This is a genomic window from Olleya sp. KJ81-1, assembly GCF_055808135.1.
Genome location: NZ_CM147854.1, coordinates 955,734 through 972,007, shown reverse-complemented (window position 1 = coordinate 972,007; position 16,274 = coordinate 955,734). Strand labels below are relative to the sequence as shown.

The following is a 16,274-nucleotide window of genomic DNA, read 5'->3' as shown; positions in this document are numbered from 1 at the left end:
TTCTATTTTTGTTGACAATGAAATTTACCGCAGAACAAATAGCAGGTATTTTAGATGGTGTCGTAGAAGGCAATCCTCAAGTAGAGGTATCTAAATTATCTAAAATAGAAGAAGGTGTAGAAGGCGCTTTGACCTTTTTGGCAAATCCAAAATACACACATTATATATATACTACAAAAGCATCAATTGCTATTGTAGCAAAAGACTTTGTACCTGAACAAAACGTTAGTTGTACCTTAATTAAGGTGGATGACGCGTATAAGTCATTTTCAAAATTATTAGAGTATTACAATCAAGTAAAGCTAAATAAGTTTGGGATTGAACAGCCAACATCCATATCTGATACAGCTAAAGTTGGAAAGGATATTTACATTGGTGCATTTACAGTAGTAGGTGACAACGTAAAAATTGGAGATAATGTAAAGATTTTTCCTAATTGTTATATAGGAGACAATGTTACAATCGACGATAATACAGTGTTGTTTTCTGGAGCAAAAATTTATTCAGACTGTGTGATTGGTAAAAACTGCGTAATTAATTCTGGAGCTATAATTGGAGCAGATGGATTTGGTTTTGTACCTGATGATCAAGGCGAGTATAGTAAAGTACCACAAATTGGAAACGTTATACTTGAAGATTTTGTTGACATTGGAGCAGCTACAACCATTGACAGAGCTACTTTAGGGTCTACAATAATTAGACGAGGTGTAAAATTAGATAACCAAATCCAAATAGCACACAACGTAGAAATTGGAAAAAACACAGTAATAGCTGCTCAAACAGGTATTGCAGGTTCAACCAAAATTGGCGAAAATTGCCAAATAGGAGGTCAAGTAGGTTTTGCAGGACATTTGACTATTGGAAACAATGTTAAAATACAAGCACAATCAGGAATAGGTAGAAATATTAAAGACAATGAGGTTTTACAAGGTTCGCCAGCATTTAGCTACGTGGATTGGAATAAATCTTATGTGTATTTTAAAAATCTTCCAAAATTAGCTAAAACAATAAACGAATTAGAAAAAAAGGAAATGGGAATAATTAGTACTGACATAAAGCAAAAAACAATACTTAAGGAAGTATCCCTTAAAGGTGTTGGCTTACATACAGGAAAAGAGGTAACATTAACCTTTAAACCTGCACCAGTAAATGCTGGATTTTCTTTTAAAAGAATAGATTTAGAAGGAAACCCTGTTATAGAGGCAGATGCAAACTATGTAACTAACACACAGCGTGGGACTTGTTTAGAAAAAAACGGAGTTACCATTCAAACGTGCGAACATGTATTAGCAGCTTTAGTAGGTTTAGATATAGATAATGCTATTTTAGAACTAGATAACTCAGAACCACCAATTATGGATGGATCTTCTAAGTTTTTTGTAGAAGCATTAGAAAAAGCAGGTATTGAAGAACAAGATGCCTTTAGAGAAGTGTATGAGGTAAGCGATGTTATCTCTTACACAGATGAAGAGTCTGGTAGCGAAATTTTAGTAATGCCAGCAAAAGAGTATCAAATTACAACAATGGTTGATTTTGGGACTAAAGTATTAGGGACACAAAATGCAACATTAAATAATATGTCCGATTTTAAAAAGGATATATCAGATTCTAGAACGTTTAGTTTTTTACATGAATTAGAATCATTATTAGAGCATGGATTAATTAAAGGAGGTGATTTAAATAATGCTATCGTTTATGTAGATAAAGAATTGTCTGATTCTACAATGGAAAAATTAAAATCAGCCTTTAATAAAGATGCGATTGCTGTTAAACCAAATGGGATTTTAGATAACTTGACGTTACATTATCCTAATGAAGCAGCAAGACACAAACTACTAGATGTTATTGGTGACTTAGCTTTAATAGGAACACGCATTAGAGGTAAAGTAATTGCGAATAAACCAGGTCATTTTGTAAACACTCAGTTTGCAAAAAAAATGTCCAAATTAATAAAAAACGAAAGACGTAATAACGTACCAAATATTGATTTAAACCAAACTCCGGTTATGGATGTTAATCAAATTATGGACATGTTACCACATAGACAACCTTTTTTGTTACTAGATAAGGTTTTTGAATTATCAGACAATCATGTTATTGGTCTTAAAAATGTGACCATGAACGAGGAGTTTTTTAAAGGTCACTTTCCAGGAGCACCAGTAATGCCAGGCGTTTTAATAGTAGAAGCTATGGCGCAAACAGGTGGTATTTTAGTTTTAAGTACCGTTCCAGACCCAGAAAATTATTTAACTTTTTTCATGAAAATGGATAATGTTAAATTCAAACAAAAAGTAGTGCCAGGTGATACGTTAATATTTAAATGTTCATTAATAACACCAATAAGACGTGGTATTTGCCATATGCAAGGTTATGCTTATGCAAACGGTAAATTATGTGCAGAAGCAGAATTAATGGCACAAATAACAAAAGTAAAATAATACTAAAAAAATGAACCAACCCTTAGCATACGTTCATCCAGGAGCGAAAATCGCAAAAAATGTGGTTATTGAGCCATTTACTACTATAAGCAATAATGTAATTATTGGAGAAGGTACGTGGATTGGTAGTAACGTAACAATTATGGAAGGCGCACGAATCGGTAAAAATTGTAATATTTTTCCAGGTTCTGTAATTTCTGCGGTACCACAAGACTTAAAATATAATGATGAAGATACACTTACAATCATAGGTGATAATGTTACTATAAGAGAGTGTGTTACAATTAATAGAGGTACAACTGACAGAATGAAAACTGTTGTTGGAGATAACTGTTTAATAATGGCATATTGCCATATTGCTCATGATTGTATCGTAGGTAATAATTGCATATTTTCTAATAATTCAACTTTAGCTGGACATATAAATATAGGTGACTATGTTGTTTTAGCTGGTATGACAGCTGTACACCAATTCTGTTCAGTAGGTAGTCATGCTTTTGTAACAGGAGGATCTTTGGTGCGTAAGGATGTACCACCTTTTGTAAAAGCAGGTAGAGAGCCACTATCTTACGTAGGAATCAATTCTGTTGGTTTAAGACGTAGAGGTTATACCACTGAAAAAATTAGAGAAATTCAGGATATATTCAGAATTTTATACCAAAAAAATTACAACAACTCGCAAGCTGCTGCTATTATTGAAGCAGAAATGGAAGCAACGACAGAAAGAGATGAAATTCTTCAGTTTATAAAGAATTCTCATCGTGGAATCATGAAAGGGTATTTCAAATCAAATTAAAAATTAAAAATTAAAAAATAAAAATGGCAACTACTTCAGATATTAGAAACGGACTATGTATTAGATATAACAATGATATCTATAAAATCATTGAATTTTTACATGTTAAACCAGGTAAAGGACCAGCTTTTGTTAGAACAAAAATGAAAAGTGTAACTAACGGTAAAGTGTTAGATAATACGTTTTCTGCAGGTCATAAATTAGAAGATGTAAGAGTAGAAACACATAAGTTTCAGTATTTATATAATGATGGCGAATTTTATCATTTTATGAATGAAGCGGATTATTCTCAAATTAGATTATTAGAGTCTGCTTTAGATACACCAGATTTAATGAAAGAAGGTGAAGTGGTTACTATTCAAATCAATTCAGAAGACAACATGCCACTTTCTGTAGATATGCCAGCAACCGTAATTTTAGAAGTAACAGCTACTGAGCCAGGAGTTAAGGGTAACACTGCTACTAATGCAACAAAACCTGCAACGGTAGAAACTGGAGCAACTGTTAACGTTCCTTTATTTATTAATGAAGGCGATAAAATAAAAGTTGAAACAGACAAAGGGACTTACAAAGAACGTGTAAAGGAATAGTCTGGAGTTAAATGAAATTTCCAAAACCATATACATTACAAGACATTGCAAAAATTATAGACTGTACGTTTGTAGGAGATGCTAATTTTGAGGTGCTAGGCATGAACGAGATTCATGTGGTAACACCTGGAGATATTGTTTTTGTTGATCACCCAAAATACTATGACAAAGCCTTAAATAGTGCAGCTAGCATTGTTTTAATTAACAAAGAGGTGGATTGTCCTGAAGGTAAAACATTGTTAATTAGTGATGATCCTTTTAGAGATTTTAATAAACTTACGTCATATTTTAAACCATTTACTAGCTCAAATGTAGCGATATCAACATCAGCAAAAATTGGTGTAAATACAGTAATACAACCAAATTGTTTTATAGGTCATAATGTTACTATTGGAAATAATTGTGTAATCCATTCTAACGTTAGTATATACGACGACACGGTTATTGGAAACAATGTTACCATACATGCAGGAAGTATTTTAGGTGCTAGTGCTTTTTATTATAAAAATAGACCAGAAGGATTTGATCAATTAAAATCTGGAGGTAGAGTAGTAATACAAGATAATGTAGATATTGGTGCATTATGTACTATAGATAAAGGGGTTACAGGAGACACGACCATTGGAGAAGGCTCTAAATTAGATAATCAAATCCAAGTTGGCCATGATACCGTTATTGGTAAAAAATGTTTAATTGCCTCTCAAACAGGTATTGCAGGATGTTGTATTATTGAAGATGAAGTTACACTTTGGGGACAAGTAGGAACAACCAGCGGAATTACCATAGGTAAAAAAGCCAATGTTTTAGGTCAAACAGGTGTGACAAAATCCATAGAAGGCGGAAAATCCTATTTTGGGACGCCAATTGAAGAATCAAGAGTAAAATTAAAAGAGTTGGCATATATTAAGCGAATTCCTGAAATAATTAAACAATTAAAAAACAAATAGATGTCAGCCAGAGCAATTGTAAAAGCCTTTTATAGTTTAGATTTAGCAAAAGCAGATAATGCGATTGAAATGTTTGATAAAAACTGTCAATTGCATTGGAATAGCAGTCAAGGTTATACAGCCTTAGATTATAACGGTATTGACCAAAAGCTAAAGGAGGTTAGACAATCATTTGTGTCATTTACTTATAAATTAAGTCATTTATTAAAAGAAAATAATACCATTACAGCGAGATATACAGCCTATGCAGCCACAATTGAAAGGCCTGATAAGGTGGAGCCAATAGCTCATTTTATTTCAATTTGGGAAGTAAAGGATGGACTTTTATATAAAGGATACGAAATAAGTCAATTATTTGATGAAAATCCTTCTAGTTTATCATCATATTCGTAAAATAAAATTTAAAATACTTTTAGTAATCGCAATCAAAAACTTACTTTTGCATAGCAAAGAACAATTCAACATAAAATTTCTTAATCAATACAAAACATGAGCGTTTTAGTAAACAAAGATTCAAAAATAATAGTTCAAGGATTTACAGGTAGTGAAGGTACTTTTCACGCAGGTCAAATGATTGAATACGGAACAAATGTAGTAGGTGGTGTAACACCAGGTAAAGGTGGTCAAACACATTTAGACAGACCAGTTTTTAACACAGTGCAAGAAGCTGTAGATAAAGCAGGAGCAGACACTACAATCATTTTTGTACCACCAGCATTTGCAGCAGACGCAATAATGGAAGCTGCTAACGCAGGAATTAAAGTAATTATTTGTATTACAGAAGGTATTCCTGTAGCAGATATGATTAAAGCAGCAGCTTATATTAAAGACAAAGACTGTAGATTAATTGGACCTAACTGTCCAGGTGTTATCACTCCAGGAGAAGCTAAAGTTGGTATTATGCCAGGTTTTGTTTTCAAAAAAGGAAAAGTTGGTATCGTATCTAAATCTGGTACATTAACGTATGAAGCTGCGGATCAAGTTGTAAAACAAGGATTAGGAATCACTACTGCAATTGGTATTGGTGGAGACCCAATTATTGGAACAACTACAAAAGAAGCGGTTGAGTTATTAATTAACGATCCAGAAACTGAATGTGTTGTTATGATTGGTGAAATTGGTGGTCAATTAGAAGCAGATGCTGCTAATTGGTACAAAGCGTCAGGAAGCAAAAAACCTATCGTTGGTTTTATCGCAGGAGAAACTGCACCAGCAGGACGTACAATGGGACATGCAGGAGCAATTGTTGGTGGATCTGATGATACAGCTCAAGCTAAAAAAGCAATTATGAGAGAATGTGGTATTCACGTTGTAGATTCTCCAGCAGAAATTGGTAAAAAAGTAGCCGAAGTTATGGCTTAAATTACTTAACACTAATGTGTTAAAATAATCCAAATAAATAAACGTTTAAAGTTCGTTAGCTTAATTTAGCTAACGAACTTTTTTTATTAACATAATCAACCAAAAAATGAAACATTTAAAACTAATTTTGGCTTTAGCTGTTATTACTTTTGTTGCTAGCTGCAAAAAAAGTAATTCGGATACAACTGTAGCTAAAACAGAAACACAAAAGGATGCCAATGGATTTAGTTATCAAAGCGTAGCTAATGACCCAACAGGACTAAGATTGTATACCTTAGATAATGGTCTAAAAGTATATTTAAGCAAAAACACCGATGAGCCTAAAATTCAAACTTACATTGCTGTAAGAGCTGGTTCTAATTACGATCCTAAAGAATCTACTGGATTAGCACATTATTTAGAGCACATGGTCTTTAAGGGTACCGATCAGATTGGTACAGTTAATTGGGAAACAGAAAAAAAATATCTAGACACTATTTCTAATTTATACGAAAAACATAGAGCTGAAAAAGATCCTGATAATAAACTAGCCATTTATAAAGAGATTGATCGAGTGTCTTTAGAAGCATCAAATTATTCAGTAGCTAATGAGTATGATAAAATGTCAAGCTCTTTAGGTGCAACTGGTACTAATGCTTATACTTGGTTTGAGCAAACAGTATACACAAACAAAATTCCTGCTAACGAATTAGATAAATTTTTAGCTTTAGAAAGTGAACGTTTTGGACAAGTAGTCTTACGTTTATTTCATACAGAATTAGAAGCTGTTTTTGAAGAGTTTAATAGAGGTCAGGATAATGATGGTCGTAAACGTTATGCAGCTATGCTGGAAGGTTTATTCCCTAATCATCCTTATGGTCAGCAATCTACTATTGGTATTGCAGAGCATTTAAAAAATCCATCTATGATAGATATTAATAACTATTTTGACAAATACTATGTACCAAATAATATGGCAGTCGTTTTAGTAGGTGATTTAGATTTTGAATCAACCATACAAAAAGTGAACAATACCTTTGGTAAGTTTGAAAGAAAAGAAGTAGAGCATCCTGTATTACCTAAGGAAGAGCCATTAACTGCTATAGTAGAAAACGAGGTGTATGGACCAACTGCAGAAAGTATTTCTATAGCCTACAGAACAGGCGGAGTTAATACTGAAGAAGAAAAACTTGTAACCTTAGCAGATATGATTTTGGCTAATGGTAACGCTGGTTTGATGGATTTAAATTTAAATCAAAAGCAATTAGTGCAATATGCTGGATCTTCAACAACATTTTTAAACGATTATGGTTACCATTCTTTAAGTGGATCACCTAAAGATGGGCAGTCGTTAGAAGAGTTAAAAGGTTTAATGTTAGACCAAATTAACAAACTTAAAAAAGGTGAATTTGAAGATTGGATGATTGATGCAGTTATCAATGACCTTAAAAAATCTCAATTAAAACAATTTGAAAGTAGTACAGCTGTAGCAGATGCTTATGTTGACGCGTTTATCCATAACGAAAAATGGGAAGATAAAGTCCGTTTTTTAGATGACTTAAAAAAGATTACAAAACAACAATTGGTGGATTTTGCTAATTCATTTTATAAAGATAATTATGTTGTAACGTACAAACGTAAAGGTAATGACGACAAAATCGTAAAAGTACAAAACCCAGGAATTACACCTGTTAATCTTAACAGAGGTGCTAATTCTAAATATATCGAAGACTTTAATAAAATGGAGTCAGAAGCTTTAAAACCTGTCTATGTAGATTATGCTTCAGCTATTAAAACAACTAAAACTGATAGCGGAATTAAAGTATCATATATTGAAAATGAATCTAATGATTTATTTGACTTAAACATCATTTTTGATATGGGAAGTGATAATGACAAAAAATTAGATTTAGCAGTTGGTTATTTAGAGTATTTAGGTACAGATAAATATTCAAATGAAGACTTGAAAAAAGAGTTTTATAAATTAGGAATAGATTATTACGTTAATACAGGTAATGAGCAAACTTTTATTGGTTTAAATGGGTTAAAAGAAAATCTTCCAAAAGGTCTTGAGCTATTAGAAGAATTATTGGATAATGCTGTACCAAACCAAGAAGCATATAGTAAATACGTACAATCTATTGCTAAAGGAAGACAAAATAATAAAACTAATAAAGGTAGTATTTTAAGAAGTGGTTTAATGAATTATGCTAAATATGGCGAAAATTCTAGCTTACGAAACATCATTCCTGTAACAGAATTAAATAGTATTAATCCTCAAGAATTAGTAAATCTAACTAAAGATTTAAAAAACTACAAACAGCGTATGTTTTATTATGGTAAAGATGTAGATAATGCAATTTCAGCTATAAATAAATCTCATAAAGTAAATCAAGATCTTAAAGATTATCCTGAAGCAGTTGCTTTTACAGAAAAAGAAACTGGAGGAAATGTGTATTTTGTAGATTTTGACATGGTACAGTCCGAAATGATGTTTTTAGCAAAAGGAGAGCCTTTTAAAGCAGAAAACATGGCTGCATCTACATTATTTAATACTTATTTTGGAGGTGGTTTATCTTCAATAGTTTTTCAGGAAATTAGAGAATCTAAATCATTAGCATATTCTGCATGGTCTAATTATAGTACTGCTAGAGAAAAAGACGATTCTAATTACGTAATGGCATACATTGGTACTCAGGCAAACAAAATGCCACAAGCAGTGGAGGCTATGATGGGATTAATGAATGATATGCCAGAATCTGAAGCTCAGTTTAATGCAGCTAAAGAGTCTACTTTAAAGCAAATAGCAGCACAACGTATTAATAAATCTAATATTTTCTGGAGTTATGAAAGACTTCAAAAATTAGGAATCTCAGAGGATAACAGAGAGGCTATGTATAATGCAATTAAAGATATGACTTTAGCAGATTTACGCGAGTTTTTTAATAAAAACATAAAAGGAGAAGATTATAACGTTATGGTAATTGGAAACAAAAAAGATGTAGATTTAAAAGCTCTAAATAAATTAGGAAAAGTACAAGAGATGGATGTTGATTATTTATTTAATTACGAAAAACAAGAAGACGTTAAAATGTAATTAAAACAACATAAAGAGACTGCAAGAAGTCTATAGATTAAAACCTCATAATTGTATAAATTATGAGGTTTTTTTATACATAACAATTTGTAATTACTATATTTGAATTAGTAAACTAACAATATATTTTCGATTAAATCGAAAAGCAAAAAATAGATCATAAATGAAACTTTTAGAAGGGAAAACAGCAATTATTACAGGTGCTTCCAGAGGTATTGGTAAAGGTATTGCTCAAGTATTTGCTCAGCAAGGTGCAAATGTAGCATTTACTTACAGTTCGTCTGTAGAGGCTGCAAACGAGTTAGAAAAAGAATTAAATGCTTTTGGTGTAAAAGCAAAAGGATATAAAAGTAACGCAGCAAGTTTTGACGAAGCACAGCAATTAGCAGAGGATGTTTTAGCAGAATTTGGTAGCATTGATGTGTTAATAAATAATGCAGGAATTACTAAAGATAACTTGTTAATGAGAATGGGTGAACAAGATTTTGATCAAGTAATTGAAGTTAATCTTAAGTCTGTTTTTAATATGACAAAAGCAGTACAACGTACTATGTTAAAGCAACGTAAAGGATCTATAATTAACATGAGTTCTGTGGTTGGTGTTAAAGGTAACGCTGGACAAACTAACTACGCAGCATCAAAAGCTGGTATTATTGGTTTTTCTAAATCTGTAGCTTTAGAGTTAGGCTCAAGAAATATTAGAAGTAATGTGATTGCACCAGGTTTTATCGAAACTGAAATGACTGCAAAGTTAGATGAAGAAACCGTTAAAGGATGGCGTAATGCTATACCACTTAAGCGTGGTGGTACACCAGAAGATATTGCTAATGTATGTGTGTTTTTAGCATCAGATATGTCTGCCTATGTAACTGGACAAACTATAAATGTTGATGGTGGAATGTTAACCTAAAATAGGGTTAACCACAAACTGTCTTACAATAATTAAACCATGAAAAACATTGTTTTTGTATTGACGCTTTTTTTAGTGTCAACTTTAAATGCTTCAGCTCAAGAATGGATTGACTATAAATCCGAAGAGCATGCATTTATTGCTAAATATCCTGAGCAACCTGTACAAACACTTGAAGTGATAGATACGGAAGCAGGACCTTTAGATATAAACATGATTATGCATGTGGCAACTTCAGAAAATAGTACTAACGTTGTTTATTCTGTTATAAAATCAGCATATCCAAAATCTCAATTTGAAGATGTAGCGGATAATTATGAAGATGAAGTCCTTGATGCAGCGGTACAAGGTGCTGTGCAAAATGTTAATGGTACATTAATATTTGAAAATAAAGTAACTCACAATGGTTATCCAGGAAGGAGTTTTAAAATTGAAATTGAAAAGGCATTTATTTATATGAATGCTTATTTAGTAGATAATATAATGTATATATCTCAAGTAATATGCTTGACAGAAAATGATAATAATAAGGATATCAAACGTTTTATGGACGCTTTTGATATTATTAAAGTAAAAGAAGATTAAGTGTCTACAGATACTATATTATATATCATTTTAGCAGGAATAATCGCTGTATTATTAGCCTTATTTCAGTATTATTATAAAACAAAAAGCGCATCAAAGGATAATGCGCTTTTTGCTTTTTTACGTTTTATCACCTTATTTTCAGTCTTATTATTACTAATAAATCCAAAATTTGAGCAAGTAGAATATTACACTGAAAAACCAAACTTAATATTAGCGGTAGATAATTCAGCATCGTTAAAGCATTTAAATCAAGCAGATAAGGCTAAAACATTCACTAACTATGTTCTAAAAAACACTCAGGTTACTGATAAATTTAATGTAAAACTGTATGCTTTTGGAGAGGATATAAACGTTGCAGATAGTTTTACTTTTGCAGATCGTCAAACTAATGTTGATAAGGCTTTTAAATCCTTAACCCAAGTATATAAAAACACAGTGTCGCCAACTATAATGGTAACAGATGGTAATCAGACTATTGGTAATGATTATCAATTTTCTGCAAAAAAATATAATCAAGCTATTTACCCAATAATCCTTGGAGATACAGTAGTTTACTCAGATTTGCAGATTAGTAAGCTAAATGCTAATAAATACGCATATTTAAAAAATAATTTTCCTATTGAAGCTATAGTAGTCTATAATGGTAATCAACCAATAACTAGCAAGTTTATAGTCACAAAAGGAAATGCTACCGTTTTTTCCAAACCAATAACTTTAGATAAATCAAATAATAGTCAAGTTTTAAATTTTACTTTACCTGCAAATGATGTTGGAGTGCAAGATTACAAAGCACAAATAATTCCGTTAGATACTGAAAAAAATAAGACCAATAACTACAAAAATTTTGCTGTAGAAGTCATTGATCAAAAATCTAAAATTGCTATTGTAAGTACTATTTTACATCCTGATTTAGGAGCTATAAAAAAAAGCATTGAAAGTAATGAGCAACGTGAAGTTGTGTTTTTAAAACCTAATAAAATTTTAAATCAATTAAATGATTTTCAATTAGTTATAATGTATCAGCCAAATGCTTTATTTAAGTCTTTGTTTGATGAATTACAAAAGCAAAACAAAAATAAATGGGTTATTATTGGAGCAAAAACAGATTGGCAATTTTTAAATAAAGTGACTAGTAGTTATAATTTAGATTATACCTCGCAAACCGAAGATTATCAACCTTCTTTAAATAAAAATTATAACCCTTTTATCGTTGAAGATATAGATTTTGAAAATCTTCCTCCTTTAAAATCTACTTTTGGTGAGTCTATTTTTAATCAACCGTTTGAAGCAATATTATATAAAACAGTATCTGGTATAAAAACAGAACAACCGTTATTAGCCACTTTAGAAACTAATGGAACTAGGGAAGCAGTATTGTTTGGAGAAGATATTTGGAAATGGCGAGCACAAAGTTATATTAACGAAGACAGTTTTTTAAAATTTGATAATTTTGTTGGTAAATTAGTTCAATATTTGGCATCTAATAAGCGTCGCAATAGATTGAATATTGATTATAATTCATTTTACAACGGAAGTGATAATATTGTTATAAACGCTCAGTTTTTTAATAAAAATTACGAGTTTGATACTGATGCATCCTTGGTGATTTCATTAAAAAACACAAAAACCCAAGCTGTTTTAAATAGACCTTTGATTTTAAAAGGAAATAGTTATCAAGTTAACTTAAATGGATTAGAATCTGGAAACTACAACTTTACGGTAAATTCAGCTTCAGAGAATATTTCAGTTTCTGGTACTTTTAAAATTATTGAGTACAACGTAGAGCAACAATTTTTAAACGCAGATGTAACAAAGTTGCAACAATTAGCTACTAATAGTGGTGGTGAAGCATATTTTATAAATAGTTATGAGGCTTTAATCGATAGTTTATTGATGGATAATCGTTACCAACCCATTCAAAAAAGCAATAAAAGTGTTGTACCTTTGATTGATTGGTCATATTTACTATTTATTATCGCTTTAAGCTTAGCGTTAGAATGGTTTATCAGAAAATTTAAAGGATTAATTTAAAATAAAAAAATTATGGAAAAATTACCAAAAGGAGCATTTCCTTTTATAATAGCAGCAGTAATAGGATTAATTATTATGGCTAAATCGGTTAAAACAATTGATTCTGGTCATGCAGGAGTATTGTATCAACTTGGAGGTGGAGTAGATCCAGATAGCGAACCACTTGGTGAAGGTATAAATTTTGTAGCACCTTGGAACAGTGTTATCGATTACGAGGTTAGACAACAAGAGTTACCAGAAAAAATGTCTGTGTTATCTTCAAACGGTTTGGATATTAAATTAGATGCTTCTGTATTATATCAACCTGATTATAAAAACTTAAGTAAGTTACATAAAGAAAAAGGTAGAGAATATGTAAGCAGAGTATTGCAGCCTGCCATACGTAGTGCAGCTAGAAGCGTTGTAGGACGTTATACTCCAGAGCAATTATATTCTAGTAAACGTGATGCTATTCAGGATGAAATTTTTGAAGAAACTAAAAAAATCGTCGAGTCACAATACATACAATTAAATAACATTTTGATTAGAGATGTGACTTTACCTCCAACTATTAAAGATGCAATTGAGCGTAAACTTAAACAAGAACAAGAATCTTTAGAGTATGAGTTTAGATTAGTTACTGCAGCTAAAGAAGCTGAAAAAGTAATTATCGAAGCTCAAGGTAAAGCTGATGCAAACAAAATTTTAAGTGCGTCATTAACCGATAAAATATTACAAGACAAAGGGATAGAAGCTACTGTAAAGCTTTCAGAATCTAATAATAGCAAAGTAATTGTGATTGGATCAGGAGATAGCGGAATGCCTATTATTTTAGGTAACCAATAAATTGAGTATTAGAATTTTTATAAAAACTTAAAATTATTTTATAATAAATTTGGTTTTTAAAATTAAATTTAACAATCTTTGTACAGAACAAAAAAAGACATGAACTTTATTCAATTACATCATCATCATTTCCATACTAGCACTCAAGCCAGTTAGAAATGTATTGAATAAAATCAAAATATATTTAAAACCGTTTGAGTAAATCAAACGGTTTTTTGTTTTTATACACTTTCCTAAAGATTTACTCAAATTTTCAAAAAAATCTAAAAAATTTAAAAAGAAATAAAATGAGTAAATTAAAAATTGCAATTCAAAAATCAGGAAGATTAAACGAGGATTCGATGCAAATCCTTAAAGATGTTGGTATTTCTATAGATAATGGTAAAGACCAATTAAAAGCTTCAGCAAAAAATTTCCCTTTAGAGATTTTTTATTTACGTAATGGAGATATTCCACAATATTTAAAAGATGGCGTGGTAGATGTTGCTATTATTGGAGAAAATGTTTTAATCGAAAAAGGAAACGATATAACAATTGCTGAAAAACTAGGGTTTTCAAGTTGTAAAGTTTCTGTGGCAGTGCCAAAAGGTGTTAAATACAATTCTGTAAAAGATTTAGAAGGAAAACGCATTGCAACATCTTACCCAAATACAGTTAATCAATTTTTAGAGAAAAACGGAGTTAAAGCCAATTTACACATCATTAATGGGTCTGTAGAAATTGCTCCAAATATTGGGTTAGCCGATGCTATCGTAGATATTGTATCTAGCGGAAGTACATTATTTAAAAACGGTTTAAAAGAAGCAGAAGTTATTTTAAAGTCAGAAGCTGTATTAGCAGTATCTCCTCAAATTTCTGATGAAAATCAGGCAATTTTAAACAAACTGCAATTCAGATTACAATCTGTTTTAAAAGCTAGACAGTCGCGCTACGTACTTTTAAATGCACCAAATAATAAGGTTGACGATATTATAAATATTTTACCAGGAATGAAAAGTCCAACAGTTTTACCATTGGCACAAGAGGGTTGGAGCTCAATCCACTCTGTAATTAACAAAAATGATTTCTGGGAAATTATTGACGAACTAAAACTTAATGGAGCAGAAGGTATCCTAGTTTGTCCAATCGATAATATGGTATTATAATGAAAACTATAAACAACCCAGAAAAAGAAACGTGGTCAGACATTTTGCAACGTCCAACACAAACCGTTAATGATATAGAAGCTACGGTAACTCAAATTTTTGAAGATGTACAACGTAATGGTGACCAAGCGGTCGCTAAGTACACGCAATTATTTGATGGAGCAGAATTAAAAACAAATATCGTTAAAGTTGAAGAAATTGAAGCAGCAAGTGCTAAAGTTTCAAAGCCATTAAAAGAAGCTATTCAGCAAGCAAAAAGTAATATTGAAGCCTTCCACACCGCACAAAAGACAGAAAAAGTGAGTGTGCAAACCACAGAAGGTGTTAACTGTTGGCAAGAAAAAAGAGCGATTCAGAAAGTAGGGATTTATATTCCTGCTGGTACAGCGCCTTTATTTTCAACGGTTTTAATGCTAGCAGTGCCTGCGCAAATTGCAGGTTGTAAAGAGATAGTATTATGTTCTCCCCCAAATAAAGACGGTAAAATTGCTAACGAAATTTTATATGCAGCACAACTTTGTGGTGTTACTAAAATCATTAAAGTTGGCGGAATCCAAGCTATTGCTGGTTTAACATTTGGTACTGCAAGTATTCCTCAGGTTTATAAAATTTTTGGACCTGGAAATCAATTTGTAACTGTTGCTAAGCAATTATCAACTAAATTTGGTGTAGCTATTGATATGCCCGCAGGTCCAAGTGAGTTGTTAGTCGTTGCAGATGATACAGCAAATGCTAGTTATGTGGCTTCGGATTTATTAAGTCAAGCCGAGCATGGAGCAGATAGTCAAGTCATTTTGGTGTCTACCTCTCAAAAGTTAATTGACGCTGTCGCGGAAGAGATTCAGCTTCAGCTAAAAACACTTCCAAGACAAGCTATTGCACAACAAGCTATAGATAATTCTAAATCTATTTTAGTTGAAACTGATGCCATAGCATTAGATTTAATCAATCAATATGGACCAGAACATTTTATTGTTTGTACGGATAATAATGACTTTTATGTCGACGGAATCGAGAATGCAGGATCAGTATTTATTGGTAATTACACACCAGAAAGTGCAGGAGATTATGCATCAGGAACTAACCACACTTTACCAACTAATGGATTTAGTAAAGCCTATTCTGGTGTGAATTTAGATAGTTTTACAAAAGCGATTACCTTTCAAAATATAACAAAACAGGGATTACTAAATATTGGTAATACTATAGAGTTAATGGCTGAAGCCGAAGGATTGCAAGCGCATAAAAACGCGGTGACTATTCGATTAAAGGATTTAAAATAATGCCACGTCATACTGAACTAGTTTCAGTATCACGCAAGAATAACAATCATGAGACACTGAAATAAATTCAGTGTGACGTGATGGATTAAACAAGATTTAAGAAATAAGAATCATTAATCATGAAATATAAATCATAAATTATTAATCATAATTTATTAAAGATTAAACCTTATCGCCACGTCATACTGAACTGGTTTCAGTATCACAAAAGTAAAATAATGAGACACTGAAATAAATTCAGTGTGACGTGATGGTTGAAACAAGATTTAAGAAATAAGAGTTA

At 31.7% G+C, this 16,274-nt stretch carries 13 protein-coding genes and 1 pseudogene; all 14 read left to right on the top strand.

Annotation, left to right across the window (positions count from 1 at the left end; genetic code table 11):
• Positions 1 to 17 precede the first annotated feature (17 nt).
• A pseudogene (gene lpxD, locus AC0L3M_RS04545) lies at positions 18 to 968 on the top strand (UDP-3-O-(3-hydroxymyristoyl)glucosamine N-acyltransferase); the annotation flags it as partial.
• A gap of 63 nt (positions 969 to 1,031) precedes the next feature.
• Complete coding sequence (locus AC0L3M_RS04540; RefSeq protein WP_339807829.1) at positions 1,032 to 2,438, top strand: bifunctional UDP-3-O-[3-hydroxymyristoyl] N-acetylglucosamine deacetylase/3-hydroxyacyl-ACP dehydratase; 1,407 nt, start codon at positions 1,032 to 1,034, stop codon at positions 2,436 to 2,438.
• Between the two features lie 10 nt (positions 2,439 to 2,448).
• Entirely contained in the window at positions 2,449 to 3,234 is a 786-nt protein-coding gene (gene lpxA, locus AC0L3M_RS04535; RefSeq protein ID WP_028282084.1) for an acyl-ACP--UDP-N-acetylglucosamine O-acyltransferase, read from the top strand.
• Positions 3,235 to 3,257: 23 nt separating this feature from the next.
• Entirely contained in the window at positions 3,258 to 3,824 is a 567-nt protein-coding gene (gene efp / locus AC0L3M_RS04530) for an elongation factor P (protein ID WP_145001764.1), read from the top strand.
• A gap of 11 nt (positions 3,825 to 3,835) precedes the next feature.
• On the top strand, positions 3,836 to 4,771 hold the full coding sequence (locus AC0L3M_RS04525; protein ID WP_473431994.1) for a UDP-3-O-(3-hydroxymyristoyl)glucosamine N-acyltransferase: 936 nt from the start codon (positions 3,836 to 3,838) through the stop codon (positions 4,769 to 4,771).
• Positions 4,772 to 5,164 carry a nuclear transport factor 2 family protein gene (locus AC0L3M_RS04520; RefSeq protein ID WP_145001762.1) on the top strand — a complete coding sequence of 131 codons (393 nt, stop codon included), beginning with the start codon at positions 4,772 to 4,774 and terminating at the stop codon, positions 5,162 to 5,164.
• 96 nt (positions 5,165 to 5,260) lie between these two features.
• Positions 5,261 to 6,133, top strand: coding sequence for a succinate--CoA ligase subunit alpha (sucD, locus tag AC0L3M_RS04515; RefSeq protein WP_292945185.1), 873 nt, complete (start codon positions 5,261 to 5,263; stop codon positions 6,131 to 6,133).
• Positions 6,134 to 6,239: 106 nt separating this feature from the next.
• Positions 6,240 to 9,209 (top strand): M16 family metallopeptidase, encoded by a 2,970-nt coding sequence (locus tag AC0L3M_RS04510; protein ID WP_473431993.1) that lies wholly within the window; start codon positions 6,240 to 6,242, stop codon positions 9,207 to 9,209.
• 163 nt (positions 9,210 to 9,372) lie between these two features.
• Positions 9,373 to 10,119, top strand: coding sequence for a 3-oxoacyl-[acyl-carrier-protein] reductase (gene fabG / locus AC0L3M_RS04505; protein WP_145001759.1), 747 nt, complete (start codon positions 9,373 to 9,375; stop codon positions 10,117 to 10,119).
• A 39-nt stretch (positions 10,120 to 10,158) separates the two neighbouring features.
• Positions 10,159 to 10,704 carry a hypothetical protein gene (locus tag AC0L3M_RS04500; protein WP_473431992.1) on the top strand — a complete coding sequence of 182 codons (546 nt, stop codon included), beginning with the start codon at positions 10,159 to 10,161 and terminating at the stop codon, positions 10,702 to 10,704.
• Positions 10,705 to 12,738 carry a vWA domain-containing protein gene (locus tag AC0L3M_RS04495; RefSeq protein WP_473431991.1) on the top strand — a complete coding sequence of 678 codons (2,034 nt, stop codon included), beginning with the start codon at positions 10,705 to 10,707 and terminating at the stop codon, positions 12,736 to 12,738.
• Positions 12,739 to 12,750: 12 nt separating this feature from the next.
• Positions 12,751 to 13,563 (top strand): prohibitin family protein, encoded by an 813-nt coding sequence (locus AC0L3M_RS04490; RefSeq protein ID WP_145001756.1) that lies wholly within the window; start codon positions 12,751 to 12,753, stop codon positions 13,561 to 13,563.
• A gap of 287 nt (positions 13,564 to 13,850) precedes the next feature.
• Positions 13,851 to 14,708 carry an ATP phosphoribosyltransferase gene (hisG, locus tag AC0L3M_RS04485; RefSeq protein ID WP_473431990.1) on the top strand — a complete coding sequence of 286 codons (858 nt, stop codon included), beginning with the start codon at positions 13,851 to 13,853 and terminating at the stop codon, positions 14,706 to 14,708.
• Positions 14,708 to 15,991, top strand: coding sequence for a histidinol dehydrogenase (hisD, locus tag AC0L3M_RS04480; protein WP_473431989.1), 1,284 nt, complete (start codon positions 14,708 to 14,710; stop codon positions 15,989 to 15,991). Before hisG ends, hisD begins: the two co-directional genes overlap by 1 nt.
• The last annotated feature ends 283 nt before the right edge of the window (positions 15,992 to 16,274 follow it).